Annotated in this window: 24 protein-coding genes; 15 read left to right on the top strand and 9 right to left on the bottom strand. The window is 40.5% G+C overall.

Going from position 1 to position 26924, the window contains the following annotated elements; all coding sequences use genetic code 11:
• The first annotated feature begins 49 nt into the window (after window positions 1–49).
• Window positions 50–2245 (top strand): EAL domain-containing protein, encoded by a 2196-nt coding sequence (locus tag ATS75_RS18370; protein ID WP_058561880.1) that lies wholly within the window; start codon window positions 50–52, stop codon window positions 2243–2245.
• Between the two features lie 104 nt (window positions 2246–2349).
• Window positions 2350–4524: a YgiQ family radical SAM protein gene (locus ATS75_RS18365; protein ID WP_058561879.1), complete on the top strand. Its 2175-nt coding sequence runs from the start codon at window positions 2350–2352 to the stop codon at window positions 4522–4524.
• 61 nt (window positions 4525–4585) lie between these two features.
• Here ATS75_RS18365 and ATS75_RS18360 read toward each other — a convergent pair whose 3' ends face one another.
• The 3 genes from ATS75_RS18360 to coaBC all read right to left on the bottom strand — a co-directional run bounded on the left by ATS75_RS18360 (window position 4586) and on the right by coaBC (window position 9392).
• Complete coding sequence (locus tag ATS75_RS18360; RefSeq protein WP_058561878.1) at window positions 4586–7345, bottom strand: alpha/beta hydrolase family protein; 2760 nt, start codon at window positions 7343–7345, stop codon at window positions 4586–4588.
• 153 nt (window positions 7346–7498) lie between these two features.
• Window positions 7499–8086 (bottom strand): nucleoid occlusion factor SlmA, encoded by a 588-nt coding sequence (gene slmA / locus ATS75_RS18355; RefSeq protein WP_058561877.1) that lies wholly within the window; start codon window positions 8084–8086, stop codon window positions 7499–7501.
• Window positions 8087–8198: 112 nt separating this feature from the next.
• Window positions 8199–9392: a bifunctional phosphopantothenoylcysteine decarboxylase/phosphopantothenate--cysteine ligase CoaBC gene (gene coaBC, locus ATS75_RS18350; RefSeq protein ID WP_201020981.1), complete on the bottom strand. Its 1194-nt coding sequence runs from the start codon at window positions 9390–9392 to the stop codon at window positions 8199–8201.
• Window positions 9393–9554: 162 nt separating this feature from the next.
• Between coaBC and radC the strand changes: the two genes are divergently transcribed.
• The 3 genes from radC (at window position 9555) to rpmG (ending at window position 10906) form a co-directional block, all read left to right on the top strand.
• A complete protein-coding gene (gene radC / locus ATS75_RS18345; RefSeq protein ID WP_058561875.1) occupies window positions 9555–10229 on the top strand; it encodes a RadC family protein in 675 nt (224 codons plus the stop codon).
• A 273-nt stretch (window positions 10230–10502) separates the two neighbouring features.
• A complete protein-coding gene (rpmB, locus tag ATS75_RS18340) occupies window positions 10503–10739 on the top strand; it encodes a 50S ribosomal protein L28 (protein ID WP_006793236.1) in 237 nt (78 codons plus the stop codon).
• Between the two features lie 11 nt (window positions 10740–10750).
• Window positions 10751–10906: a 50S ribosomal protein L33 gene (gene rpmG / locus ATS75_RS18335; RefSeq protein ID WP_004587947.1), complete on the top strand. Its 156-nt coding sequence runs from the start codon at window positions 10751–10753 to the stop codon at window positions 10904–10906.
• Window positions 10907–11100: 194 nt separating this feature from the next.
• Here the strand turns inward: rpmG and ATS75_RS18330 are convergent, their stop codons facing one another.
• Window positions 11101–12027: a manganese-dependent inorganic pyrophosphatase gene (locus ATS75_RS18330; RefSeq protein WP_058561874.1), complete on the bottom strand. Its 927-nt coding sequence runs from the start codon at window positions 12025–12027 to the stop codon at window positions 11101–11103.
• A 198-nt stretch (window positions 12028–12225) separates the two neighbouring features.
• On the opposite strand from ATS75_RS18330, the gene ATS75_RS18325 reads away from it, so the two are divergent.
• Complete coding sequence (locus ATS75_RS18325; protein ID WP_058561873.1) at window positions 12226–12741, top strand: hypothetical protein; 516 nt, start codon at window positions 12226–12228, stop codon at window positions 12739–12741.
• A 1-nt stretch (window position 12742) separates the two neighbouring features.
• Window positions 12743–13552 carry a bifunctional DNA-formamidopyrimidine glycosylase/DNA-(apurinic or apyrimidinic site) lyase gene (gene mutM, locus ATS75_RS18320; protein ID WP_058561872.1) on the top strand — a complete coding sequence of 270 codons (810 nt, stop codon included), beginning with the start codon at window positions 12743–12745 and terminating at the stop codon, window positions 13550–13552.
• 305 nt (window positions 13553–13857) lie between these two features.
• Here mutM and ATS75_RS18315 read toward each other — a convergent pair whose 3' ends face one another.
• The 3 genes from ATS75_RS18315 to ATS75_RS18305 are packed head-to-tail and all read right to left on the bottom strand — an operon-like array spanning window position 13858 to window position 16317.
• On the bottom strand, window positions 13858–14358 hold the full coding sequence (locus ATS75_RS18315; protein ID WP_058561871.1) for a DUF3299 domain-containing protein: 501 nt from the start codon (window positions 14356–14358) through the stop codon (window positions 13858–13860).
• A gap of 10 nt (window positions 14359–14368) precedes the next feature.
• The gene (locus tag ATS75_RS18310; RefSeq protein ID WP_058561870.1) at window positions 14369–15631 is read right to left on the bottom strand and encodes an ABC transporter permease; all 1263 of its coding nucleotides are present in this window, start codon (window positions 15629–15631) and stop codon (window positions 14369–14371) included.
• On the bottom strand, window positions 15628–16317 hold the full coding sequence (locus ATS75_RS18305; protein ID WP_058561869.1) for an ABC transporter ATP-binding protein: 690 nt from the start codon (window positions 16315–16317) through the stop codon (window positions 15628–15630). The genes ATS75_RS18310 and ATS75_RS18305 overlap by 4 nt, the downstream gene beginning before the upstream one ends.
• A 182-nt stretch (window positions 16318–16499) precedes the next feature.
• Between ATS75_RS18305 and ATS75_RS18300 the strand changes: the two genes are divergently transcribed.
• From ATS75_RS18300 to ATS75_RS18275, 6 genes are all read left to right on the top strand, one after another.
• Window positions 16500–17606: a phosphoribosylaminoimidazolesuccinocarboxamide synthase gene (locus tag ATS75_RS18300; protein WP_058561868.1), complete on the top strand. Its 1107-nt coding sequence runs from the start codon at window positions 16500–16502 to the stop codon at window positions 17604–17606.
• Between the two features lie 159 nt (window positions 17607–17765).
• Window positions 17766–18425: a methylamine utilization protein gene (locus tag ATS75_RS18295; protein WP_058561867.1), complete on the top strand. Its 660-nt coding sequence runs from the start codon at window positions 17766–17768 to the stop codon at window positions 18423–18425.
• The gene (locus ATS75_RS18290; RefSeq protein ID WP_058561866.1) at window positions 18418–20733 is read left to right on the top strand and encodes an EAL domain-containing protein; all 2316 of its coding nucleotides are present in this window, start codon (window positions 18418–18420) and stop codon (window positions 20731–20733) included. Before ATS75_RS18295 ends, ATS75_RS18290 begins: the two co-directional genes overlap by 8 nt.
• Window positions 20720–21553 (top strand): DUF3034 family protein, encoded by an 834-nt coding sequence (locus ATS75_RS18285; RefSeq protein WP_082665522.1) that lies wholly within the window; start codon window positions 20720–20722, stop codon window positions 21551–21553. Before ATS75_RS18290 ends, ATS75_RS18285 begins: the two co-directional genes overlap by 14 nt.
• A complete protein-coding gene (locus tag ATS75_RS18280) occupies window positions 21553–21969 on the top strand; it encodes a group I truncated hemoglobin (protein WP_058561865.1) in 417 nt (138 codons plus the stop codon). Before ATS75_RS18285 ends, ATS75_RS18280 begins: the two co-directional genes overlap by 1 nt.
• A gap of 92 nt (window positions 21970–22061) precedes the next feature.
• Window positions 22062–23129, top strand: a complete 1068-nt coding sequence (locus tag ATS75_RS18275) for a CDP-glycerol glycerophosphotransferase family protein (protein WP_058561864.1) — start codon at window positions 22062–22064, stop codon at window positions 23127–23129.
• A gap of 84 nt (window positions 23130–23213) precedes the next feature.
• Here ATS75_RS18275 and ATS75_RS18270 read toward each other — a convergent pair whose 3' ends face one another.
• Complete coding sequence (locus ATS75_RS18270) at window positions 23214–24230, bottom strand: UDP-N-acetylglucosamine 2-epimerase (protein ID WP_058561863.1); 1017 nt, start codon at window positions 24228–24230, stop codon at window positions 23214–23216.
• Window positions 24231–24554: 324 nt separating this feature from the next.
• On the opposite strand from ATS75_RS18270, the gene ATS75_RS18265 reads away from it, so the two are divergent.
• Window positions 24555–25685: a capsular biosynthesis protein gene (locus ATS75_RS18265; RefSeq protein ID WP_235591208.1), complete on the top strand. Its 1131-nt coding sequence runs from the start codon at window positions 24555–24557 to the stop codon at window positions 25683–25685.
• Window positions 25618–26463 (top strand): sulfurtransferase, encoded by an 846-nt coding sequence (locus ATS75_RS18260; RefSeq protein ID WP_058561861.1) that lies wholly within the window; start codon window positions 25618–25620, stop codon window positions 26461–26463. Before ATS75_RS18265 ends, ATS75_RS18260 begins: the two co-directional genes overlap by 68 nt.
• 96 nt (window positions 26464–26559) lie before the next feature.
• Here the strand turns inward: ATS75_RS18260 and ATS75_RS20235 are convergent, their stop codons facing one another.
• Window positions 26560–26913: a DUF5522 domain-containing protein gene (locus ATS75_RS20235; protein ID WP_082665521.1), complete on the bottom strand. Its 354-nt coding sequence runs from the start codon at window positions 26911–26913 to the stop codon at window positions 26560–26562.
• Window positions 26914–26924 lie beyond the last annotated feature (11 nt).

The raw sequence follows: 26924 nt of genomic DNA, 5'->3' as shown, positions 1-26924 counted from the left end.
CAAATTTAAAATAGATGCTGAACACTGTATTTAAACTGAAGGATTTATAATGTCGTCTAAGCACAGTGACTTTTTGTTTTTTGATCATGAGGAAGAACCTACCTCACAAAGTACACTCATGGGATATTGGGATGTATTAATTGTTGATGATGATCCTGAAATCCATTCGGTAACAAAGCTTGCACTTTCAGGTGTTGAATTTTGGGGGCGAACACTTCGTTTTCATCATGCATATTCAGCAGCTGAAGCCATTGAGTTATTGAGTACTTCACACTGCATCTCAGTTGTACTGTTAGATGTTGTTATGGAATCTGATGATGCGGGCTTAAATGCAGTTAAACATATCAGGGAAACGTTGCAGAACCATACAGTGCGTATTATTTTACGAACTGGACAACCAGGTTATGCGCCAGAAGAGCAAGTTATACGTGAATACGATATTAATGACTATAAAACAAAAACAGAATTAACACGTAGCAAACTGGTTACCTCGTTGGTTACTGCAATACGTTCATACGAGCAAATTTGCAAGTTAGAATATCAGAGCAAAGCGCTGAACAATATTTTGTTAGCCTCCAAAGCCATCTTAGGTTTTACTGATATAAAAGCATTTACTATGGCTGTGATTAAACAGTTATCAGTGATTCTTGATTGTGAGGCGCAGGGGATTGTGTGCGGCTCATTAGAAGATACTAATCGTATTTCTGTACTGGGGGGCTGCCAAGAGTACAGTGATTTCTTTGGTCAAGGGGTTGAGCAATTAGATAATGGAAGAATAATCCTTCAGGTTCAAAAATGCTTTGAACAGGCAGAGCATCAATACACAGAGCATGATGGTACCTTTTTATTAAAGAGCAAAAATCGCCAAGCCGCTATTTTCCTTGAATACGCTTCTAAACCTAATATTGAACAGCTGCAATTTGCTGAAATTTTTCTAACTAATGTGAGTGTTGGGCTTGATAATATACGTTTATTCAGCCGTTTAAGAGATGCTGCATTTAAAGATACGTTAACAGGGCTCTCAAATCGTACTCACTTCATAGAACAAATAGAAAAATATCACAGAGTGAGTAGTAACGAGCATGTATTTGTATTAATTGATGTTGCTAATTTTTCAGATATCAATAATGGACTAGGTCAGGAGGTAGGTAACTACTTACTTATAGCGATTGTTGAGCGTTTACAGCAAGAATATCCAACGGCTTCATTATTATCACGTATTGGGGCTGATGTTTTCGGCTTTCTAATCCCTCAAAGTGAGTTCAATGAGACCGAATTATTTGACAATTTGACGTTACCTTTCCTTGTGGCTGAACATGTATTGCCGGTTGAATTTAAAGCAGGATTATGCGAACAAAAAGATTTTCAAGCGACAGGTATGCAAACGTTAAAACACGCATATATCGCGCTAAACCAGGCAAAAAAAGATAAACGTAATTCTGCCGTTTATTACACATCAGACATGGAAGAAAAAATGGCATGGCGATTGGGTATTATTCGTCAGTTACGCCAAGATTTTGAACGTTCAAAGTTGGCGGTTTGGTATCAACCTCAACTCGATTTAGACGATCTTTCTTTGATTGGCTGTGAGGCACTGCTGCGTTGGCCTTCGGGACAGGGGAGTTTTATTTCTCCTGCCATATTTATTCCTTTGGCTGAAGATGCTGGGTTGATTATTGATATTGGCCAGTGGGTTCTAGAGCAAGCCTGTAAACAGCATAAGCGCCTTGAAGCGCAGGGGTTTAAGGTACGTATTGCTGTTAATGTATCTGTGCCACAATTTAAAGTAAAAAACTACGCCGAACTAGTCAAAAATACTTTATTGAAATACCAAGTTGATCCTGCATACATTGAGTTGGAAGTCACTGAAAGTGTAGTAATGGATGAACTTGAGGTTGTGATTAAAACACTGCAAAAGCTTAAAGACTTTGGTATTGAGGTCGCTATAGATGATTTTGGAACGGGGTTCTCATCACTCAGTTATCTACAAAAATTACCGGTTAATCGCTTGAAAATAGATCGTGACTTCATAAAAGATATCCCTGATAACGATAATGGTGCAATAGCATCACTTGTAATCGCTTTGGGCGCTCAATTGGGGCTGAAAACCATTGCTGAAGGGGTCGAAACGCAAGCTCAAGCTGATTTTTTGAAACAGCTTGGTTGTAATGAGGTTCAAGGTTTTATGTATGCTAAACCTATGCCTGAAAGTGAGCTTATTCAATACCTTGAAAATAATAAATAGGTTTTGCAACCCCCTTCGCCGCACACTGACGAAATCGTTAATATCGCTTGAGTATTTATTCGGGTATACTTTGCGGCCATTTTTGAAGCAATTGGTCATATTCTATGAGCGCACTAAAAGCCAAACGAGCCTTATTCTCATACCCAAAATATTGGGCTGAGTGTTATGGTACCGCACCATTTTTACCAACTACTCGAAAAGAGATGGATGCACTTGGCTGGGATAGCTGCGACATAATTATTATCAGTGGCGATGCGTATGTTGACCACCCTAGCTTTGGTATGGCTGTTATAGGTCGCGTGCTTGAAGCGCAGGGCTTTAGAGTGGGTATTATCGCTCAACCAGATTGGCAGTCAAAAGATGCCTTTATGGAGCTTGGCAGACCTAACTTATTCTTTGGTGTTACCGCAGGTAACATGGATTCAATGATCAACCGTTATACGGCTGAAAAACGAATGCGCCATGATGATGCTTATACTCCTGGCAATGTGGGCGGTAAACGCCCTGATCGTGCTGTTATGATTTATTCGCAAAAATGCCGTGAAGCTTACAAAGGTATTCCTATTGTCATAGGCGGAATAGAAGCTAGTTTACGCCGTATTGCACACTATGACTATTGGCAAGAAAAAGTACGCCGCAGTATTTTATTCGATGCCAAAGCAGATATTCTGATTTATGGTAATGCTGAGCGCCCGCTTGTGGAAGTTGCTCACCGTATTGCTGCAGGCGAAACCATGGATACCATTCAAGACATTCGTGGTACAGCGGTTATTCGTAAAGAGCCCATACCAGGTTGGCGTGGCAGTGATTCAACGGCCATTGATAAAATTGGTAAAATTGACCCTATCCCGAACCCATATGGTGCAGATGATGTGGGCTGTAGCAAAAGTGAATTTAAAAAAGCCGGTATTGATTTACAGGCAGAAGCCGCTAAGCCTATTACAGTGCAACCTGCGCGCCCTAAACCATGGGAAAAAACCTACGTTAAGTTACCTGCATTTGAACAAGTAAGTGTTAACAAACCGTTATATGCTCACGCCTCACGTATTTTGCACCAAGAAACAAACCCTGGTTGTGCGCGTGCGTTATTCCAACGCCATGGCGATCGTTCTATTTGGGTTAACCCTCCAGCATACCCGCTTGAAACGCATGAAATGGATGCGGTATTTGGCTTACCATATCAACGCATTCCGCATCCAAGCTATGGTGATGAGAAGATCCCTGCGTACGACATGATCAAAACCTCGGTGAATATTATGCGTGGTTGTTTTGGAGGTTGCTCTTTCTGTTCAATTACAGAGCATGAAGGGCGTATTATTCAAAGTCGCTCACAAGAGTCGATCATTGAAGAAATTGAACAAATTCGCGATAAAGTACCTGGTTTTACTGGGGTGATCTCAGATTTAGGTGGTCCTACAGCGAACATGTATAAACTACGTTGTAAGAGCAAAAAAGCCGAGAGTACCTGTCGTCGTTTATCATGTGTTTACCCTGATATTTGTAAGCATATGGATACTGATCACACTCCAACAATCGATTTATATAAAAAAGCCCGTGAAGTAAAAGGAGTGAAAAAAATCCTTATTGCCTCAGGTGTACGTTATGACTTAGCGGTACAAGATCCACGTTACGTAAAAGAGTTAGTGACTCACCATGTAGGTGGATACTTAAAAATAGCACCAGAGCATACTGAAGATGGGCCGTTATCTAAGATGATGAAGCCGGGCATGGGCGCGTATGATCAGTTTAAAGAGCTGTTTGATAAGTACTCAAAAGAAGCGGGTAAAAAGCAGTATTTGATCCCGTACTTTATCTCGGCTCACCCAGGCACAAAAGATGAAGACATGGTTAATATGGCGTTATGGCTCAAATCAAACGATTTTAAACTTGATCAAGTGCAAAACTTTTATCCATCACCGATGGCCAATGCCACCACGATTTATCACACAGAGATGAATTCGTTGCGCAATATCAAAAATAATACTGAGCAGGTCGCTGTCCCAAAAGGCGCACGTCAGCGTCGTTTACATAAAGCAATTTTGCGTTACCACGATCCAGCTGGTTGGCCAATGATCCGTGAAGCACTTCGTAAAATGGGCAAAGCTAAACTTATTGGTAAAGGCCCAAATTGTTTAGTGCCCGAAGAAACCCGTGATGAAAAGTCCGCTAAACCAAGTAAAGGTGGCCGCCCTGCGCTTAGCCGTCATACTGGGTTTAGTCAGTTTAAAAAGGCTAACACTAAGCCAAGAGTTGGCGGTAATCGTCAGCGAGCTAGGTAACTTAGTACGCTCATAAAAACGCCCAGCAATTGCTGGGCGTTTTTGTTTGTGACTTTAAGGTTTACTCTTCAATAAAGGCTTCGCCTTCGATCATCCATTTAGCGGCCGGTTTGCCTTTTAAATAATGGTCAAAGTACTGCATCATACGAATTGAAAAATCCACTTGGTTCGGGAATTTTTTCAAATGATGAGGTTCACCTTCGTATTGTAAGAAAGTAGCATTTTTACCTGCACGGCGAAGTGCAAGGTAATATTGCACACCTTCATGCCATGGCACGGCGTCATCTTTATCACCAAACATAATTAAGATAGGAGTATTAACTTTATCGGCAAAGAATACGGGTGAGTTTTCAATATAAAGCTCTGGCGCTTCAAATAGGTTTTTACCAATACGGCTTTGTCCAGTCTCATACTGAAATTGACGCGCAAGCCCAGATTTTAAGCGAATACCGCTGTAGGCACTAGTCATATTAGACACCGGTGCACCCGATACCACCGCTTTAAACATATCGGTTTCAGTGATCATAAAGGCACTTTGATAACCGGCCCATGAATGGCCTTGTAAGCCAATTTTATTAGGATCAGCAATGCCTAAATCAATCAGCTTTTGTGTCGCGTTGATCATGGTCTGCGTTGATGACTTACCTGGGTGGCCAATTTCAAAGCGGATATCGGGTAAGAAAATAGCGTAGCCATTTGACGTAAACATTGGGAAGTTAGGGCGGTGGTTGAGCTCCATTTTAGGAAAGTCGTACATGCGCTGACTCATATAGCGGTAAAAGTACACCACAACTGGTACTTTATCGCCTTTTTTATAGCCCGCAGGTTTAATGAGTACGCCTTGTAGGTCTTCTCCATCAAAACCTTTATAGCTGATAAGTTCTGGCTCTTGCCCCCACGCAAAGTTATTAACTTGTGGGTTTAAGTTAGTGACCTTTTGTGGCTTATCAAAGCTAAAGTCAGTTTGGTAAATATCAGGGAATTGCTGATATGTTTGCTCAGTAAATAAATACTTATTGGCATGTTTGGCTTTTTTAATAACATCAAAGCGCTTGTTGCCTGTTAATACCTTAGTAATTGCGTTATCCGCTAGGTTTAATTTGGCAATTTCAGTTTGTTTGTTTTTTAAGTTCGTTGCACTGACGAGTAATGTTTGACCTTTATTAAAACCAACCAGCTCTCTATCCAGCTTAATAACACGATACTGGGTGTTGTTTTTCTTGCCATTAGTCAATTGCGTAGCTTGTCGCGTGGTTACATCGAACGCCCAAATATCGTACTTACTATAAACAAGTACTTGGCTGCTGTCGTTTAGCCAGCCGGCAAAACCATAACCGGGTTGTGCAGACGGGTAGTCGTGCTTGTCATCAGCAAACGTTGCTTGAATCGCTTTGGTTAAGGTGCTTACTTTGTTGTTAGCTAGGTCTTTCAACTGTACTTGGCTGTCATTAAAGTAAGCGGCAAATTCACCATTTGGTGAAAGGCTTGGTCTAAATGGATAATCTTTAATAATTGACTTTTGCGCACCCGTTTTTACATCAACCGCATAATAATCAGCAAAAAAGCCGCCATACATAATTCGCTCAAGATAGGCTTGATTGTTATAACCAAGCAGTGCATCACGCTTGGTATTAAGTGCAACCACTGGCATTTCAGGGGTGCTCAATTGCACTGATTTATTATTGTTTAGAAAATAAACGCTTTGATAATGGCGGTTTTTATTGGCTCTATTCCATTGTTGTTCTTCACGCGGCTTAATTTCAGCATCGTTATTGTGCCAAACATTTAAGCCTTTTTGGTCGCGAATAGTGTCGTAGTCATACAGTGATGCTTCATCGCTATATTCTTTTGCTTTAACTTTAGCTGCAAGCTTAGGTCTGTTTTCAAAGTAAAGGCGCTCACCGTCTTCTGACCATTCAAGCTTGGCCGTTTTACCTATTTGCCATGCTCTATCAGCCGATTTTATATCAGTTAGTTGCTCGTTTTTATAAAGCTTTAACTGGTAGTCACGACGGCGCATATCATCATTAACATAATTGCCTAGCGTAAAGGCCACAATGTTTTGCGTCGGGTGCCACGCTATTTTATTAACGACAACACCAGGCTCATCAATCAGTACACTGCTGGTAAAGTCATTATTAAGTGTGAGCAGGGTCACTTGGTTGTCTGTGCCATCTTTGTCTATTTGGCTTGCAAGCAGTTGAGCTGCGTCACTGCTTATTGCGTAGCTAAATACCTGAGAAATCGTGTGGCTGATTTTATTGTTTAAGTTAACAATAACTAAATCAAAAGCGGTATCTTTTTTATCAGGTTTGATTTCACTTGTTTTGTCTTTATCGGCAGCACTTGAATCATCCTCTTTATCGGCTTTTTTGTTTAAGCGATACGCGAGCCAGTTACCGTCATCTGAAAGCTTATAGTCTTTTACATCATCGAACTGTTGCTGCTCACCACTGAGAGTATTAACTAACACGAGGTTATTTTTAAGTGTGTTTTTCTTTTTAGTGGTTTCTTTTTCGAGCAAAGTAGGGACTTGGGTAAATACAACCCAGTTTGCCGCTTTGTTTATTGTTGGCTTTGTACCGCGTGGTACTTCTGCAATCAATTTGTTATTAGTTAGGTTATAAACTTGGCCGCTAGCATCACCACGGTAAGGTGTGGCGCTAAAGGTAAGAATGTTACCGTCTTCAGACAGCTGAGTGCCTTTTGCTGCTTTAAAATCAAATACATCTTTAAACTGCAGTGCATCTTTGGCTGTAGCCGCTGCACTACCTAAGCTTGCCACTAAGGCAATACTAAGCAGGGATAATTGCGCTTTCATTATTAATTCTCGTTTTGTTTCATTACCCTTATCATAACGGGTTTATTTAACAATTCGAGTAGAAGCGATAAGTGCACGAAAATGAGAGTTAAGAGTGGAAAGTAAAAACCTTGCAAGAGAGACTCACAAGGTCAAAGTACAATTGAGTGGTCGCTATAACCAAATTTTCTGCAATTCTAGCCATTGCTTTTCAAATTGTGCGCTTGGCTTTGCTTTAAAGTCACTGCGGACAAACTGATTCATTTTACCTTCAATATACGCAAGTAAGAAATTAGCGATAGTTAATTCATCACTTTGGAAGGTTTTTCCTTCACGTAGTTTTCGCTCTCTTAATACTTGTTTGATTTGTGTCTCTAGCTTTTCAAATAAGCTTTGCACTCGCTCGCGTAGCCTTTCTTGTTCACCTTGGAGTGCATCACCCGTTAAAATTCGTGTAATACCAGGGTTTTTCTCAGCAAATGCTAGCAGCAATAATAGAATATTGTAGATGCGGCTTTGGGTTTCTTTTTCATTTTCAAGAATAAGGTTTATACGCGAAAGTAGTGTGTCTTCAATAAACTCAATTAAGCCTTCAAACATCCGTGCTTTACTCGGGAAATGACGATATAACGCAGCTTCAGATACACCCACTTCAGCCGCTAATTTGGCTGTTGTAATGCGTTGCCCTAAGCTTGTTTCCAACATTTGTGCGAGTGCTTGTAGTATTTGCTCTTTGCGATTACTTCTTTTTGTCGCAGGCATGAACATTCCTTTCTTTTAATTATTTATTGGGCTTTGCCAGAGTTGGCCACTCATTTTTTGAGCGAATGAGTGGGGCTATGTTAATGTTTTATTCAGTTTGTTTCCAGCCTTTTTACAATCGTTGAGCAAGCTCAGTCATTACATTTAGCGCTAACGCATATTTTGTGTCTATGGCTAATTCTTTTTGCTGATCATGCCAGTAAAGTGTTAACGCATTATGATCAGAGTTAAATCCTAGGCCAGATTTTGAGACATCATTGGCGCAAATCATATCAAGATTTTTATTACTGAGTTTGCCCTTAGCGTAGCTGGCGACATTTTGCGTTTCAGCGGCAAACCCGACGGTGTAGGGCCTTTTATCGTTAAGGTTTGCGACAGCTGCAATCACATCTGGGTTCTTTACTAATGTGAGGGTGAGTTCGTCGCCTTGTTTTTTCATTTTTTGCTCTGCGACATTGGCTGCGCGATAATCTGCCACAGCGGCACATCCGACAAAAGCATCTGAGTTAACGGCATGCGCTAATGAGTGGTGTAATAATTGTTCTGCACTTTCTATGTTAATAACGGATACGCCTTTTGGTGGGGCAATATTAACAGGGCCTGAAATTAGGTTTACAGTCGCGCCTAGTTCAGCTGCGGCTTGGGCAAGTGCATAGCCCATTTTTCCAGAGCTGTGATTAGAAATAAAACGCACAGGATCGAGTGCTTCACGGGTCGGGCCTGCGGTTATGGTAATCGTTTTACCTGTAAGTAATTGTGGTTGCTCAGGCTCAGTGCACAATGTTACCAATTCGCTGGGTTCAAGCATGCGACCTGCACCGACATCGCCACAGGCTTGCTCCCCCTTGCCTGGACCCCAAATATTAACGCCACGCAGTGCAAGGGTTGCTAAATTGGCTTGGGTGGCAGGGTGAGCATACATTTGTTGATTCATTGCTGGTGCTATAGCGACTTTGGCTGGTGTTGCAAGTAATAAGGTGGTGAGTAGGTCATCGGCAATACCTGCTGCCATTTTGGCGATGATATTGCTGGTGGCTGGTGCCACTAAAATTAAATCAGCCCATTTAGCAAATTCAATATGACCCATTGCGGCTTCTGCTGAGGGATCGAGTAATGAATCTGAGACTATTTCACCACTGACTGCTTGCAGGGTTAACGGCGTTATAAAATGCTTAGCAGACTCGGTCATAACCACTTTTACGTCACAGTGTTGCTCTTTTAAGCGCCTTACTAACTCTGCACATTTATAGGCGGCAATGCCACCGGTTATCCCTAATACAATTTTTTTATTCTCTAACATTATTATTACTCTGCCATAGCGTGAAGCTCATCTGTGTATGCGCTTACGATATCAAATCTTTGCCGTGTGGACGAAGGTTTTAATTTGAATTTTATTTGTCATTTCACAGGCGAAATTTAATTTATAGATTACAGTTATATGAACTTACTCCATTTTAGGGACGAAATGATGCAGTTAACTTCTTTACCATTTGAGCAACGACCACGTGAAAAGCTATTAGCCAAAGGCGCTAAATCATTGAGTGATGCTGAACTACTCGCTATTTTTTTACGCACAGGGTTACCAGGGATGAATGTGGTTGAACTTGCGCAACATTTAATGATGCAAAATGAAACGTTACATAACTTGTTTAACGCATCGATTGAGGATTTTTGTGCACAAAAAGGCTTAGGCAAAGCGAAGTTTGTGCAATTACAAGCCGTACTTGAGTTGAGTCGCCGTTATATGATGGAGCAATGCCAGCGCAAAGCTGTGTTTAATTCCCCACAAGCGGTATACGATTACCTCACACTGGAACTAAGAGGTTTGCAGCAGGAAGTATTTATGGTGTTATACCTTGATAGCCAAAATAGGTTGATAAAAGAGGAAACACTTTTTTATGGAACGATTAATGCTGCATCTGTCTACCCACGTGAAGTCGTGAAGGCTGCACTTAAAAATAATGCGGGAGCACTTATTTTAGCGCATAACCATCCATCTGGCATTGCAGAGCCAAGCCAAGCAGATAAACTAATTACCAATAAATTGCAGCAAGCATTGCAATTAGTCGATATAAATATCTTAGATCACATCATTGTTGGCGCAGATAACTGTATTTCTTTTGCAGAGCGAGGCCTTATTTAGCGTTGTTTGCTTGATAAGTGTGTTAAAAATAAGCTGTTTACGCTTTTTTGCTAAATTAGTTTAATTTAAATGCAGTTTTTACTTTCCCTAAGGGCTTTCGATCTTTATAATTAGCCGCTATCAAATTTACATATGAGCTGATTGGATAGATCAGTGTTTGATCTTTGCCTGTAAAAGCTGTATAAAGAGCGCCCTTCGATTTATTCTCTAGGGCAGAAATACATGGCCTTAGGTTAAATTAAGCTCGAGCGAAGTTATTGGAGATATATAGACATGTCTAAAGTATGTCAAGTTACAGGTAAGCGTCCTGCGGTTGGTAATCACCGTTCACACGCGAGAAACGCGACTAGACGTCGTTTCCTACCTAACCTACAAACACACCGTTTTTGGGTTGAAAGTGAAAAACGTTTTGTAACATTACGCACTACTACTAAAGGTATGCGTATTATCGATAAAAAAGGCATCGACGCGGTTCTTACAGAAATCCGTGCTCGCGGCGAAAAAGTTTAAGGAACTGAATCATGCGCGATAAAATCCGTTTAGTTTCAACTGCTGGTACTGGTTTTTTCTACACTACCGACAAAAACAAGCGTAACATGCCTGAAAAGATGGAAATCAAAAAATTCGATCCTAAGGCTCGTAAACACGTGATTTTCAAAGAAGCTAAAATCAAGTAATTTAGTTTTCTTCAGAATATCAAAAACCCAGCTTATGCTGGGTTTTTTGTTTTTGATTTGCCGTAACCTTTAGGTTTCAGACATAAAAAAACCTTGCAAGCAAAGCTCACAAGGTTAATGTTTTTAGCACTTAGCACTTAGCACTTAGCACTTAGCACTTAGCACTTAGCACTTAGCACTTAGCACTTAGCATATTAAAGCTTAGTGAATGCATCCTGTAGTGGTGGCACGACTTGCTTTTTGCGGCTTAATACGCCGTCAAGCCACACTTTACCGTCTTTAGGCGTTTCACCATAAGCAGTTTCAACAAGCGTTGCATCATCAGATGCGATTAGCATTTGTGAGCCTTCTTTCATGATGTCGGTCAGTAGTAAAAATACTGAATGACGATTACCTTCTTCTTTTAGTGCTGCGATATCAGCTTCTAGATCGGCTTTGATATCATCAAATACAGCAAGGTCGATAACTTCTAATTGGCCAATACCAACTAATTTACCGTTCATGTTGAAGTCTTTAAAGTCACGCATTACTAAATCACGTGCAGGGGTGTCTTCAACCGCAGATTTAACGCGGAACATGTCCATACCTAATTCTTTAAAATCTTCTACGCCAGCAATTTCAGCCAGCGCTTCAACACACTTGATATCTGCGGTAGTGCACGTTGGTGATTTAAAGATAACAGTATCGCTTAAAATTGCACACATCATGATGCCAGCAATGTCTTTTGGAATGTCAACATTGTAAAAGTCATACATCATTTTGATGATAGTGTTTGAACAGCCAACTGGACGAATCCAACATTCAAGCGGCGTTGATGATGTTAAATCACCTAGTTTGTGATGATCAACTACGCCGACAACGCGTGCTTCATCGATGTCATCGGGTGCTTGCGTTTTTTCCGTATGGTCAACTATGTAAACATCTTCACCGGCATAGCTTAATTTAAGCTCAGGTGCTTCAAAGCCAAAGCGGTCAAGAATAAATTGTGTTTCTGGTGAAATATCACCCAGACGAGTTGGTATAGCCGGCTCATCGATTTGGTTTTTTAAATAAGCAAGTGCAATTGCACCACAAATTGAATCTGAATCTGGGATTTTGTGACCCACTACATACATTGACATTGACGGAGCTCCTTAAAATTTGCAGATATTCTAGCAAAGTAATCGTGCTTTGGCACATTTCACGTTGCTGAATTTTTGTAATAATTAATAACCAAAGCATGTAGTATTTTGAAGGTGGGGACTGATATATTTACAGGTGCCATTTTAGCTGTTTTTAGTTACACTTTAGTGAATTGAATCTTCAGTAAAGAGTCTCAAATGCAGCTCAGTCGCAAAGCATGGAACAATGTATTAATCTTCTCTATGTTATTGATGATTTTCTTTTTTAATGGCCTTCACAAAAAGCTTAATAGTGTGCCTGAGCAGCCAAGCATACAAACGGTCCTGCCAGCTCAAAGCTTTATTCTTGCGCTTAGTTTTCCTGAGCACAAAATTGAGCGAATAGGCACTGCGTGGCGCAGTCAGCCCCTTATTGAAAGCCCAGCAAGTAATGAGTGGTCTGCAAACCAAGAAAACATTGTTAAACTTATAAATGATTGGCAACGCGTAGAACTAAGTGTGAGCGATGTATCACCAGCAAAGCTAGCCCAACCAATTACTGTTGCAACGCTCTGGTTGGCGGGTGAGCAATTACCCTGGCTTTATCAATTGTACAGCGCACCACAAGGGTATTATTTATTAGATAAAAGTACGCAACGGGTATTTTTAATTGATGCAGATAAAGCCCAACATTTATTTGTAAATTTTGAGTTTTTACCGAGAGAGTCTATCTAGAATGCCTGAGTTACCAGAAGTTGAAGTGAGTCGAATGGGAATAACCCCACATATTTTGCAACAAACAGTAGTTAAGGTGAATATTCACAATCCAAATATGCGTTGGCCGGTACCTGACGAAGTCTACCAGATTGAGGCCCTTCCCGTTGTTGCTGTTGAGCGTAGGGCGAAGTATTTACTGCTGACCTGTGAACTTGGTAGCGTAATTTTACACTTAGGTATGTCAGGTAATTTACGGGTGGTAGATAAAGCCGAACCGCTTAAAAAGCATGACCACATTGAGTTTATTTTTGGTAATGGCAAAGCACTAAGGTTAAATGACCCTCGCCGTTTTGGTTGCTGCTTGTGGCAAGCGCCAAATGAATGTCATACGTTGCTGAGCAAACTTGGGCCTGAGCCACTGACAGATGCTTTCACAGCTAAACGTGTTTATGAGCAATCACGCAATAAAAAGACGGCCATTAAACAATTTATAATGGATAATGCTGTGGTTGTAGGGGTGGGAAATATTTACGCAAATGAATCGCTTTTTAAAGCGGGCATCCACCCTAAGAGAGAGGCAGGTAAAGTCTCTTTAGCGCGTTATGAAAAGTTAGTGCCTATCATAAAAGAAACCTTAGCGGCTGCTATTGTACAAGGCGGCACAACGTTGAAAGACTTTGCACAAAGCGATGGTAAACCAGGCTACTTTGCTCAGCAACTATTAGTGTATGGAAGAAAAGGTGAGCCTTGTTTTGTGTGCAAAAAGAACTTAACTGAAATCCGCCTAGGGCAGCGTAGCACTGTTTTTTGCAGTCAATGCCAGCGTTAATTGTTAAACCTTATATACCCAAGCCACCTCAAGATCCGAGCGTCGTTGGAATTAAAAGCGATTTAGGCAAGGCATTGATTGCAAATAATGGTTGTTCCCTTGTTAAAATCAATAACGCAGTATAAATAGCTTTTAAACCAACCCTTTGGGCGTTTCACAGGCACTTACTCTCAGTATTGTTCCTTCTTAAAAGGGATGGCCATTCTTGCAAAGCATCGCCTTGATATTAAGCCCCTGTGAAACACTGAATTCTGCATCTTGAGGTGGTTTGGGTATAAGCATTGCTTACAATGTTTAAATTAGGGTTAAAGCTCAAAAGGAGCAACACCAATTGCTTTTATCTTGTAGCCAACTTGAGCTATATCGGCACTCCATGTCTCAGTGCTGATAATACCTGTTACAACAATAGCATCATACAAGCTTTCGATTGGTACGCCACCTTTGATTGTGACATGCACAATCTGATTCGGTGGCGGTGGCGGAACATGGATACATGCACCAAAGTATGGTACCAATAAAAACTCAGTGATTACTTCGCTATCGCCTTCTAGCGGAACAACAAAACCAGGTAAGCTAACCGATTGGCCATCTAACTCTTTTACGACAGGCGCATCTAAATCAGGCTGAACCCAGTTTTGTTCACTGCCTTCATGGCTGGCTTGATCTTGAGTGTCTATCTGCACATGGCCTTTAGGTATTAAATCTTCCCAAAAAATTTCCTTTGGTGCATTAGCATAGCTGAAAAAGCTTATTGCTATACTAATAATAACCAAGCTTAAAAAGCTAAGCTTTTGAATATACTGCATTGTGTTCCTCTTAAATTTTAATGCTCATGCCATCGGCAAGTGAATAAAAATATGCGCGCGTTGCGGGAATAAGCCCCACGATAAAGCCTGCGGCCATAATAGCGCTGATCAAACCTAGTTCATAGTCTGAGAGCATGGCAATAGTGATAGAGATACCAGCATGACTTTGTAAAAAGCCTGCTGCAACGCTCATTAAACCATAAAATAAACCACAGCCAAGTATGCACCCAAGCAAGGTGATAAGGAGTGACTCAATACTAATAAGGGAGAATAAATGCCAAGGTCTGGCACCAACTGAGCGTAGAATTGCTAATTCTCTGCGGCGTTGACTGAGGCTTGCTAGCAAGGTCGTTAACATACCTAGTAAGCTTACCAACACCACAATTGATGAAAACAGTAATAAGATTTTCTCAACTATTGAGAGCATTTCCCATAGTTCACGTAGAGTCACGCCGGGCATAATAGCCAATAGTGCTTCTGGTTTATACTGGTTAATGTTGCGACGCACTTGTAAGGTGTATAAAGGTGAATCAAACCCCATCAAAAAAGCAGTGATTTGCTTTGGCTCTCCGGTTAGGTTTTCATGCTGCTCATGCTCATGCTCATGCTCATGCTCATGCTCATGCTCAGAATGGCCTACACCATGCATAAGCTCAATGGCTGCCAACGGAACGTGTAAGGTTTTATCCACCGGTGTCCCTGTGGCGTTTAAAATACCGATTACGGTAAATGGGTTATCATCGTGGTGGTGAAAGCTGGTGTTGCCCATTCCGTGGGAAATTATAATTTCATCGCCCAGCGCATAGCCAAGAGATATAGCAATTTCACTGCCTATTACCACTTCGTTTAAATGGCTAAATGCAGTACCTTCACTAAACGCTAGCGTTTGCTTTTTTCCGTACTTGTAATGACTAAAGTAGTCTGTGTTAGTTCCTAAAACTGCATGGCCTTTATGGCTATCGCCCAGAGAAAGTGGAATTGTCCATGCAACGCCACGTTGCTGTTTTATGTATTGATAGCTTTGCCAGCTAACGCCATTGTTGGTATGGCCAATGCGAAACACTGAGGACAGTAATAATTGAATATCACCAGTACGTGCACCAACAATTAAATCAGTGCCAGAGATGGTATTACTAAAACTGCTTTTAGCATCAACACGGACGCGCTCGATACTTAGTAGCAGCATAACGCTGATAGCGATGGTAAACAGGGTTAAAAATGCACTGCCACGGCGGTTTAGTAAGCTTTTATAGGCAAGCTTTATTAATATCATACTGCTTGCTCCGTGATATCCATTAAGCTAATTGAACGATTAAACAGTGTTTGCAGGCTTTCATCATGGCTGACAAATACTAAAGTACTGCCTGCTATATTGGCTTGAGCAAATAATAGCTCAATGAATGCACTGCGGTTATTGGCATCCAGTGCCGATGTTGGCTCATCGGCAATAATGAGCTCTGGGCTTCCAATAAAAGCCCTTGCTGCAGCAACGCGTTGTTGTTGACCAATACTTAGATTTGCCACGCTTTGCTGGTGGTGTTCGGTTGTTAAACCAAGGGCACTTAACAATCGTGCAGCTTCTTGTTCCAAAGAGCTGCTTTGTTGCAATGCTTTTTGTTGGCGAGACTTTGAAAATTGACACCCTAACATCACGTTTTCTAGTGGCGACAGATAAGGGAGTAAATTAAAGTTTTGAAAAATATACCCTATATGATCAGAGCGAAATGCATCGCGCTTACGATTGCTTAAATGCGCTAAGTTTGTATTTAGCACACAGAGAGACCCTGAACTTGGCTTATTAATACCAGCTAAAAGCGAAAGTAACGTTGATTTACCACACCCGCTCGGACCATGCAAAAATACATGCTCGCCAGGCTCAATGACTAACGAGGGAATAGTCAGTGTGGGAATGGTTTGTTGCGTGTGCCATTTAAAACTAAGTCTATGTATATTGATCATATGCAGCGAGTTAAGATTTATTTGCTGTTATACTATAACGCAGTGACAAAAATGAAAACAAAACACGTTAAACAACAAAGTCCTTTAATTGTGATTTAACGCTGTCTCGATTATTATTAGCAGCTTATAACCCCAATCTATATTTGTGCCCGTAAAGGGCATGCCATACATCCGGAGATAGCATGACTAGCTATAAAGTTTTAGACGTAAACGATGATTTGCCAATACGTACCAAAGGTTCTGTTCACAGTGGTAAAGTACGTTCAGTATATTGGTTAACTGACGAAGATAGTGCGCGCCTAATAAGTGAGAAAGGTTACCAAGTTCCAAAAGGTACTGAATTAGCAATCATGGTCATTTCAGATCGTATCTCTGCGTTTGACTGTATTTGGCAAGGTGAAAACGGTTTAAATGGTGTGCCAGGAAAAGGTATTGCGCTAAATACCGTAGCCTCCCACTGGTTTAAGCTGTTTGATGAAGCTGGTTTAGCTGGTAATCATATTGTTGATATACCACACCCTTATGTATGGATTGTTCGTAAAGCGAGTACGGTTAAAGTTGAAGCCATTGCACGCCAGTACATCACGGGCAGTATGTGGCGTGATTACAGCAAAGGTGTACGTAATTTTTGTGGTTTAGAACTACCAGAAGGCTTAACAGCTAACCAAAAATTAGATGATGTACTTATAACACCTTCTACAAAAGGCATTATTACAGGTGTTGATGAAATACCTGAAGTGGATGATGTGAATATTACCCGAGACAACATCACTAATAATTTGAATGTATTTAACTTTAAGTCTGAAGCGGATGTCGCAAAATACGAAAAATTACTTGCCGAAGGGTTTGGCCTGATCAGTGCTGAGCTTGCAAAATTGGATCAAATCTTTGTTGATACTAAGTTTGAATTTGGTTACGTTGAAGATATAGATGGTACTGATAAACTCATTTACATTGATGAAGTAGGTACTCCTGATTCATCACGTATTTGGGACGGTCCTGCGTATCGCAATGGCAAAATTGTTGAAAATTCGAAAGAAGGGTTCCGTCAGTTACTTATTAACAACGTACCAGAAAGTGATGTATTGCTGAACAAAGATCGTATGGCAGAGCGCGAACAGTTAGCGCGAGACTATGTATTACCAGAGTCAGTTATGTTGTCCGTATCTGATACTTATGTAGGTATTGCAAGTAAAATTGTTGGTTACGACGTTGCGATTCCACGCGACCCCCGTGGCGAAGTAATCGCTATCTTAGATGAGCAATACGGCCTTATTTTTAAGCCTTAATTATCATTATTTTATGAAACAACTTTTAAAAGCCCAATGATTAACTATTATTTAGTGTGATTGGGCTTTTATTCTTGCAATTGAAGTCATAGTTCAATTAACTTAATCACATCCTGATAAAAAATAATTAATGTGGTTATAAACACAAAGGATATTTAAATGGTTGTGCAAGGAATTATGATAAATTGCTTAGCAATGCTTAGTATGTTGTTTTTTTCTTATACTACCTTTGCCGCGAGTATTACGTTAGACATTATAGATCAACATGGTCAGCCATTACCCGATACGGTGGTTGAACTACTCGTTCAAAACCCTGCAGAAGAGAGTGCTAATTTACCGAAGTTGGTGATGGATCAGGTCGATAAACGGTTTGCTCCCACTTTATTGATTGCTCAAAAAGGTCAACAAGTTAACTTTCCAAATAGCGACAATATTCGCCATCATGTGTACTCTTTTTCTAAAGCAAAGCCTTTTCAATTGAAGCTATATTCAGGGCAACCTGATGAACCAATTGAGTTTGAGAACGAGGGGGTTGTCGTACTTGGCTGTAATATTCATGATTCGATGGTTGGTTATATTTACGTTGCAAATAGCCCTCGTGTTTATCAAAGTGATACAAAAGGGCAGATCGCCCTTGATGATGTTTTTTTACCTACTGAGCTTACACTTTGGCATGCCGCACAAACAATTCCACTTGAAGTAAAGGCGCCATTAACGTTAACAAAAAGTGCACCAGCCAGCTTAACAGTCGTTATCAACATTCAATCACCGAAACCTCGCAACACGTTTGGTAATAAGTTTAAGGCTAACAATGACTAATAGCTTAAAAAATCGCGTTATAATAGTCTGTGTTGGCCTCGTTTTACTTACTACCGTAGTGAGTTTATTTAGTTTTTGGTGGTCAACAAGTCAATTCAATGAGAAAAAAGTCACACAAGATATCAATGTGGCAGAGAATGTCTATAAGCAATACTTAACAGCAAAAGAAAGTTTACTATTAACGGCCGCAAAGGTTTTAACGTCTGACTTTGGATTTAAGCAAGCTGTTGCTACGCGAGATGCCGATACTATCAGTAGCGTATTGTACAATCATAGCCAGCGCATTAATGCTGAGCTAATGTTGCTACTTGATTTATCGGGTAAATTAATTTCATCAAACAAGCCTAATCAAGAGTTTAGCAATGACTTAGAGCAAATGATGAACGAACTTTTGACCAATGCAGAGCAATCAAATTTTGTGGTACTTGATAACGATTTATACCAAGTAATCTTGCTACCCGTTCGAGCACCAAGAACCATCGCATATAGTTTAGTTGGTTTTAAGATAACGGACGAGGTGGCGACTGAATTAAAAAACTTAACCAACATGGACGTGAGCTTTATTGCTGAGCAAGATGAATTAGTGCGCAGTTCATTGTTATCAAGGCCATCCCCCTTTTCTCCGAATGATTACTTTTATCAAGCAACAACCTCGCGCATATTTGGAGAGCAAGTTATTTACCGCAACCGTAACTTACATCTCGCGTCGCTTGAAGGGCACTCAGTGAATGTTTTACTCAGTGCTGATTTAACACAAAGCTACACTGAATTTGAACGGTTGTTCTTTACCATTATTTTGCTGGCGGCCTTAACTATTGTTATTGGTGTTGTTGCCAGTAGCTTGTTAGCTAACAATCTAACAATGCCTTTATCTCAATTGGCGAATTTGGCCCGTCAATTTGCTCGTGGTAATTACAGCGTTGATTCGATGAGTAATAAGCAAAGCAACGAAATTAAGACATTAATAGATGCATTTAGAAACATGGGTAACGATATTAACGAGCGTGAGCAGCAAATCAGTTTTGCCGCAAAGCATGATACGTTAACAGGGTTCTATAATCGCTCTGCTATGCTAGAAGTATTAAATGATTCTCTTGCTGAAAATCAAGAATACACCTTAGTTGCTATCGATATCAAAGGGCTTCGTCATATCAACGACAAGTTAGGACCCAGAGTAGGGGATGATTGCTTAAAAGCCGTTGCGTGCAGAATTGCGGCGTTTTCAGATGAGTTAGGGGGCTTTCATGCTCGAATCGGTGGAGATGAGTTTTTAACGGTTTTTCCAACTAGCTCAAGCCTAAATTTGAAAAGGGGTATATCAGGGTTAATGGCCCAATTAGAAGCGCCTTACACTTTGCAAAAGTTGAAAATTAATTTGCGCTTTAGTGCTGGTGTTGTTACCTACCCCGCGCAAGGAACACTTGCTGATGACTTAATGCGCCGTGTTTTAATCGCTGTTGATGGCGCTGCTGATGAGCATGAGAACATTCATCATTATCAAGAAGGTGAAGATGAAGAACATTTAGAGAGCTTACTCATCATTGATGAGCTTAAACAAGCAATAGCAGAAGATGATGGGCAGCTTTTTATGACCTATCAACCCAAACTTAACATGGCAACTCAAAAAATAGACAAAGCCGAATCTTTGATCCGTTGGCAAAGGAAGAATGGTAGTTGGGTATCACCTGAGTTATTTATTGATTTAGCTGAGCAATCCGGTTTAATTGTTGAGCTTACTGAATGGGTTATTGCGACCGTTGTGAAACAAGTTGGGCAGTGGCAACAAGCGGGTATTTTTATGCAAGCCGCAATTAATGTATCCGCACAAGATATTGCTTACCCCGGTTTTCACGCCAATTTGTTACATGTTTTAAAAAGTAACTCGGTGGCACCGGCTTTGATAACCATTGAGTTAACAGAGCGCGATATGATTGAGAATGAAGAAAAAGGCATTCAAGCGTTAGAAAACCTAAAGGCCATAGGTGTTAAAATATCGCTTGATGATTATGGGGTTGGTCAAACTTCGTTAGGGCGTTTAAAGATGCTTCCTATTGATGAACTTAAATTAGACAAATGCTTTATTTTAAAACTCGATCAGTCAGAAAAAGATCAGTTTATTGTCAGATCAACCATTACATTGGGCCATCAGCTCGGGTTTTCAGTTGTAGCTGAAGGCGTTGAAACCCGCGAATCGTTAGAAATATTACATGATCTAAAATGTGATCATATCCAAGGATATTATTTGAGTAGGCCTTTGAAAGCCGATTTATTTGAGCAGTGGCTGGAGCAGTATAATGAATTGGCTTAATGTTTTCACAGGGCTATTCATTGCGGTTTATTCTTTAAGTGTTACGGCAGGGCAGGGAAAATTACTTGGTACACCGGGTGTCTCTCAGATAGAAGGTAGCGCTGGTGGAGGGCTTGTTCCTTGGGCGCAGCTGGCTGGTTATGCCAGTGAGGATGAATTTGCTATCAATGGTTTTTGTAGTCGTGCTGATGTTACGGATTACAGCTTGGATGTGTGTGGTGCACAAATAAATATATTTGACCGTGTCGAGCTGAGCTATGCGCAGCAACGTTTTGAAGTGCCAGCATTAGATACAACCATAGAACAATCGATTACTGCTGCAAAAGTACGATTATATGGTGATATAGTTTACAGTCCATGGCCGCAGTTAAGCTTAGGGGTACAACACAAGTCACTTGATGATGGGACAGTTGCCACGCTTGTGGGCGCGCAAGAAACGCGTGGAACGGATATTTACTTAGCAGCGAGCAAATTACATTTAGGTGCTTTGGTAGGGTATAACGTATTTTGGAACTTAACGACTCGCTACAGTGATGCTAACCAACTGGGTTTACTTGGCTTTGGTGGTGAAAATACGAGCAAAGAGTTGTTGTTTGAAGGTAGCGCCGCTATTTTTCTTAGCCGCGAAATTGCTTTGGGCGTAGAATATCGTCAAAAGGCTAACAACCTAGGATTAGGTGAACAAGATTGGCAGGATATATTTATAGCTTGGATGCCTAACAAATATGTAAGTATAACGGCTGCATGGCTTGAACTGGGTAGTATCGCAGGCGCGAAAAATCAAACTGGGTGGTATCTATCAGTAACAGGGTATTGGTAATGAAAAAAACAGTCTGTTTATTATTTGCCATCATATTGACTGCATGCACTTCAACAACTAACTCTACACTTTATCAGAAACTTGGTGGACAAGTTGGCATTGAGCGTTTAACCGATAGTTTTATTAATGAAATTGGGAATGATAAAAAGATTTTAGCGTACTTTATGGATGCTAATGTCGCTCATTTTCGCGCTGGTTTTATCAATCATTTATGTGCTTTAACGGATGGGCCCTGTGAATACAAAGGCGATAGCATGGTCGCTATTCATACTGGCATGAATATAACTGAGGCTGATTTTAATCGGGTCGTTGACTTGCTCATTAATGCCATGGACGAACAAAAGGTAAGTCATACGGTGCAAAATAAAATTTTAGCTAAAATGGCACCGCTACGGCCTGAGATTATCCGTATTTGATCAAAAATAGCTTTTATATTTGATAGTTATGGCTGAAATGGCACATTGGTTTATGTACAATGGTCTTTGTTATCGTTAATGAAATGTAATTTATGTTCGCTTATTTTGATGTACAACATATTTATTATATACCTCAATATTTACCTGTTATTAAAAAGCTAACGGGGAAAGGGCATCAGTGTGTTTTGGTTTTTTATAAGTCGCAAGACGCTGCACTCATCACTATTTGTAATCAGTTTATAGAAGATAACCAGGTAACAGCTGTTTGGTTAACTAATACGAATGAAGCATTTAATTTCTATCAAAATTGTAACGCAGATTGGATAATATTTGGCAACGCATTTGCGCAAAGTGAGGCATTAAATAAAAAAACAGCCATGATGCAGCATGGTATTGGACCTAAACAATGTTATTACGACGTTTCTAATGCAGGAATGACCGTGCGTTTTGTCGAGGGAGAGCACAGAAAAAATCGCCTCGAAGCACTCTATCCAAATGGTAACTTTGTAGACTCTGGGTATGCTAAATTGGACCCGCTGTTTAATCAATCAGTTGAAAGAATTCAGTTAACATCATTGGGCCTTGATCCCCAAAAACCAACTTTATTGTATGCACCTACATTTTACCCTAGCTCAATAGAGTGTATGAGTGATGGCTTTGCAGATGACTTTTCTGCATATAATATTATTATTAAGCCACATTTCTTTTCGTTAACAAAGCCGCGTTATAAAAAACAACGCGTTAAATTAGCGCGCTGGAAGCAAAGCAAAAATGTATTTATTGCCGATACAAATCAATTTGATCTCACTCCATTTTTAGCTGTTTCGGACATTATGCTTTCTGATGCCTCATCGGCAATTTTTGAATTCGCAGCCTTAGACAAACCTGTTATCTGGTGTGACTTTTACAAATTACGATGGAGCTATCGCGGAGTCTTTTCGTTTCGTTTAAAAGAGCGATTAGATGATGACATACATTACTTTAATGAAATTTGTCACCCTGCTAGGGATTACAATCAAATCGCTGAAAAAATTGAACAAGCCGCTAAAGAAAGTGAGGCATTCAAAGAAAATAGGGCCGCTTTGATAAAGCAGCTCGCGGGAAGGACTGATGGTTTATCAACCAATCGTATCGTTGATTATCTAGAAGAACATATTTAGTGGGCGCTGCGTCCGTATTTAAAGTGGTACGGTGCAGTCTACTCTAAATGCTTAAACTCATTAAGCGGCAGTCATTACCAATCATCAAGATAACTTCATGTAGTTGAGTGCCTTACGAATTTTATAACGGCGCAATAGGTTTAGTGGCTTAGGTAACAGTCCAGCATTTATAACCTCTTCTGTTGCCGCCAGCACGCGTTGTGCGCTCTTGCCATCGGTATACGGGTGAACTTGTGCAATGTAATCAGAAATGCTTTGCTGTTGCTGCTCGCTCAAATTTAGCGCTTGGTGTATCGCATCGTCCAACTGTTCAGGTTCGGTGATGTTAATTAAAGCGTTTTGTGGTTGGCTATTATTAAAAGTCACCACGGGTTTACCTATTAATAAAGATTCATCAACTGCACTGGACGTGTCAGAAATAACAATATCAGCCTGCTGAATTAGCGGGATTAAATTATCACTTGTGCATATTTCAAAATGCGCAAGGTTCTGTAGTTGCTGGTAAAGCGCCTGCCACTCTGATTTTGTTTTTGGGTGAAACTTTAACTTTACGAGGTAGTTGCCTGTGCTTGCCAATGTCTTGATATGCTCAAATAAAGAGACTAAAGATGTAAGGTTGGGTGAAAAAGTCGGCGCGTATAAGATCACTGGCTTTACATTGTTTGGTTTATCATAGCTAAAGTAAGGGTCTAACTTAGGCCAGCCGGTTTCAGTAACTTTGAAGTGATGATGTTTCAGAGCTAATAAATTAAAGGGTTCTGTTGTCAAAGGGCCATGAGTACAGTACAAATCAAAAAAACCACGAATACCAAAGTGCCCTTTCTTTTTATACTCTAAGCCATGAAACACTTGTACTTTGGCGCCAGGAAAAAAGTCAGGAACTACATTACCTGGCACAAACACGGCGCGAGGATTAAACTGTTTCACTTCGTCAACGCTATGGAGTTGCTGTTCTGTGGGTAATAACCCTTCAGTGATTCCACTTCGTTTTGTAATATACCAGCAGACTTTATCGCCATTTTCTATTATTGCATCTTGGATAGGGCGCAATATTGCAAAGCTGTAGGCTTGTTCAACGTAAAATAAATAATGTTTAGGCATGAAGCATCACTTTAAGACTGAAAATAGAAAATGGGTAAGTTGTGAGAGGGAAACACTCCGCATATCACAGTCAAAATCTATGATACAGTTTTATGACGGTAAAATAAATTAATCAAAGGATCCTACAGTAGAATAAAACTGCCATAAATTGGTCATGGTTAAGTCACATAGGCGGCTTAGTATTTATATTAAACCTATAAATATTGGTATAAGCCCATTATGCACTTTCTATTTGTATCCCGGCGTAATGTACACGCCCGTTATTATAAAAAACTAATTTCTCAGCTAAACATTAGTGCCAGCATGCACATTTTTGGCAAGCCAATGCTTAGCGCTTTAAAATACATACCCCAAGCACTCAATACGTCTTTTGACGATATCATTGCCACTCAGATAAAACGTAAGCAAGCCAAAAATAGCGTATGGAACAATCGTATACTTGCTATGCCTTATGCTTTTTTTTTGAATATCACTGAGTGCTGCCGTTATGCCAAATACTTAGCCTTATTTGAACAACAAAAACCGACCCATTTAGTTATTTGGAATGGCAATAAACTGCCTAATATAACGGTTGTTAAGGCAGCTAAAAGGCTAGGCATCAATGTTTTTTATTATGAGAACGGACTGTTGCCTAACACGAGTTGTTTAGACCCCCAAGGTGTAAACTTTGCATCGTCAATCAAGCGTGATCGTGAGTTTTATTTAAATTTTGAATTACCTGATCATATTAATATTCATGCATCTGAATTAACTCCTAGAGCCAATCACAAAAAGCGTAAGCAGTTTGTGCAAAGTCAGTTACCAGCTCGGTATATTTTTGTGCCATTTCAAGTGCCCCATGATACGCAAATTGCTAGCTACTCGCCTTGGATACACTCTATGGAAGCACTGTATGATAAAGTGATGGAGGCTATAGAGACATTAAATGATCCGAGTCTAAAAGTGGTGTTTAAAGAGCATCCATCGTGGCATAAACATTATCCTCATCTATATAAAAAACACCCTCAAGCACTATTTGCCAATGGTAATGCGACGGCTGATTTAATAGAAAATGCACAAGCAGTAATCACGATTAACTCTACCGTTGGTATTGAAGCGCTGTTAATGGCACAGCGTGTGATCACTCTCGGGCAGGCATGTTATAACATTGACGGTTTAGTATTGCATGCATCTAATGAGCAAGCGTTAAGTAAACACCTCTCGCAAATAACGCAAGGTTGGCAAGTAGATTCACATTTAAAAGATAAGTTTTTTAGCTATTTAAAGCATGTTTACTCTGTTCAAGGAAGATGGCAAGATTGCTCTAAAGATCATGTTGAAGCTGTTGAGAAGCGTTTGCTCGGCCTCGATGCGTTTTCTCAGCAAGTAAATAAAGTAAAGGAACACAATGAACAACATCGTCACATGCCAGTGGTTGAACGAACACATAAACGATTCAAAACTCGTTATCTTTGATGCGGGTATGGTGCGCCCAGGACAGTCTGGTCAATATCAACCGAATGCTAAACTCCCAAACGCACAGCGGTTTGATTTTAAAAAGCAGCTCGCTGATTTATCCAGTGGCTTGTCGCACACTATGTGTAGTCCTCAGCAATTCGCTGAGCAAATGCAATCAATGGGAGTAGATAACGACTCGCTGGTTGTCATATATGAAGACCAAGGCCTGTTTAGCTCTGCTCGCGGGTGGTGGATGTTCAAGGCAATGGGGTTTGATAATGTTAAAGTACTCAGTGGTGGATTAACTAAATGGCAGTCTTTGGGCTACCTAACTCAAGTCGAATATAGTCATAACCATCACAAAGGGAGCTTTACTGCTAAGCCAAGGTCCGACTATTTCATTGATGCTGCGGCGGTGTTTAATGGCATTGATGATGATAATGTATTAATGCTTGATGCGAGAGGTTATAAGCGTTACACGGGTGAGATGGCGGAGCCTCGTGAGGGTATGCGCAGTGGTCATATCCCCAACAGCCTTTCATTGCCGTTTATTGAGTTACTTGATAACGGAGAAGCTAAATCAATTGAGCAAATTAAAGCGGCCTTCGCTACGGTTGTTGATCAACAAACTCAGCTGCAATTTAGTTGTGGTTCTGGGGTAACCGCATGCATATTAGCCTTGTTTGCTGAGGAATGTGGTTATCAAGATTTACACGTTTATGACGGTTCGTGGAGTGAGTGGGGCGCACGAGATGAACTCCCCATCGAAACCGGCCCTTGCCCTAAGCGCGCATAGTTATAATGAATTAGTTGTAACATGCTGACACTCGCTGACTGCTTATAGATTAAGTGCTTTTCGCACGTTTTTATGTTTAGTGAAATGTCGCTATGCTTAACGCTTGTAAGGACAATTCTTACAATTGTTCTTACAGCAGGTTCCACGCTTCAAGAAAAACCAACGACTGAATACCATATAGCCGTTCTGCATTTCATAATCGAGGTTTTCTATTAGATTTGAACTGCTCTTAAAGCGTTTAGCAAAAGTCAGTTGCTCTTTTAAAGATTGCTTGTACAAGGTAGCTAAGAACTGATTGATTTTAGCTAACGTACACTCTTTGCATAAACAGCTGGTGGTTGAGTCATCAAGCGGTAAAATAGTGGGTAATTGATTACACCAACATGCATTGATATTTTCGACATTACAAGTCAGTGCTGCATGGCATTGTGAACAGGCTAATTGAGTCATTGGTTATGCTT

It is taken from the genome of Pseudoalteromonas sp. H105, assembly GCF_001469215.1.
Classification (GTDB): domain Bacteria; phylum Pseudomonadota; class Gammaproteobacteria; order Enterobacterales; family Alteromonadaceae; genus Pseudoalteromonas.
This window is presented reverse-complemented; position numbering and strand designations above follow the sequence as displayed.